This is a genomic window from Vibrio sp. 10N.261.52.A1 (assembly GCF_002876325.1).
Classification (GTDB): domain Bacteria; phylum Pseudomonadota; class Gammaproteobacteria; order Enterobacterales; family Vibrionaceae; genus Vibrio; species Vibrio chagasii.
In genome coordinates, this window is sequence record NZ_MCYD01000041.1 from 1 (window position 1) to 1,052 (window position 1,052).

The 1,052-nt window shown below is 44.5% G+C and carries 3 protein-coding genes; 2 read left to right on the forward strand and 1 reads right to left on the reverse strand.

Annotated features, from left to right (window positions below; genetic code table 11):
* The coding region (locus tag BCT81_RS00535) for a DUF3549 family protein (protein WP_133152464.1) at positions 1–248 on the reverse strand (248 nt) is incomplete at its 3' end.
* A gap of 86 nt (positions 249–334) precedes the next feature.
* Between BCT81_RS00535 and BCT81_RS00540 the strand changes: the two genes are divergently transcribed.
* Positions 335–649 (forward strand): YqcC family protein, encoded by a 315-nt coding sequence (locus BCT81_RS00540; protein ID WP_102422969.1) that lies wholly within the window; start codon positions 335–337, stop codon positions 647–649.
* Positions 640–1,052: pseudouridine synthase (locus BCT81_RS00545; protein ID WP_241908128.1), on the forward strand; the 413-nt coding region annotated here is incomplete at its 3' end. The genes BCT81_RS00540 and BCT81_RS00545, both read left to right, overlap by 10 nt.

The following is a 1,052-nucleotide window of genomic DNA, read 5'->3' on the forward strand; positions in this document are numbered from 1 at the left end:
TGGTTGAGTAGGCCTCTTTCATCCAGTTTGAATTTTAAGAACCAGATCCATGGCTGCTTTTGTTCATTCCAGTAGCTGATCGCTAAGTGAGCTTGTTTCTGAAGTGGAAATGGGTATGGCTGTTTCCCTTGCTCAACATCTGAGAATAAGGTGTTGTCGATTTTCTGGATACGACGACCAAGATCGTAGATATCGTATTGGCAACCGCTATTCTTCAATAACTGAGTGAGCGTGTGAATGGTTTCCATAGTAATAAGCTCCTAACTTTCTTTCCTCAATAGATGGTACTCTATGCCCCAATTTCAAGGTCACTAGATAAATAACTTGGTGAAAAATGACAGCTGCCACAAAGTTACCTCCATTACTTCAACAATTAGAACAACAAATGCGCCAATGCTCTCTATGGAGTAGCGTCGCACCGTCGGATGAAGCTCTGGCGAGCGTTGAACCTTTTGCTATCGATTCACTGCAACCCGAAGAGTGGCTACAGTGGGTCTTCGTCGTAAAGATCAATGCGATGATTGACGCGCAAATGCCTTTACCTAAAGGGTTTGCTATTCATCCATATTTTGGTGAAGTGTGGAGAAACGAGGCGGACAAAGCTGAGCTACTAGTGACGATTCAAAGCATTGATGAGGTATGCGCCTAATGTTAGAGATCATTTATCAAGATGAGTACTTTGTCGCGGTAAATAAGCCTGCAGGAATGCTGGTGCACCGCTCATGGCTAGATAAACACGAGACTCAATTTGTGATGCAGACTTTGCGTGACCAAATTGGTCAACACGTGTTCCCATTGCACCGTTTAGATAGGCCGACTTCTGGCGTATTGGTGTTCGCACTCTCAAGTGAAGTGGCTTCTGAGGTGATGCCGATGTTCGCTAACCATGAGATGCAAAAGACTTATCATGCAATTGTTCGTGGCTGGATTGAAGAGGGCGATACGCTTGATTACGCACTTAAGGTCGAACTAGACAAGATTGCGGATAAGTTTGCAAAAGAGGACAAGGAAGCACAAGAAGCCGTGACGGCTTATGAACCTTTGGCAAAAGT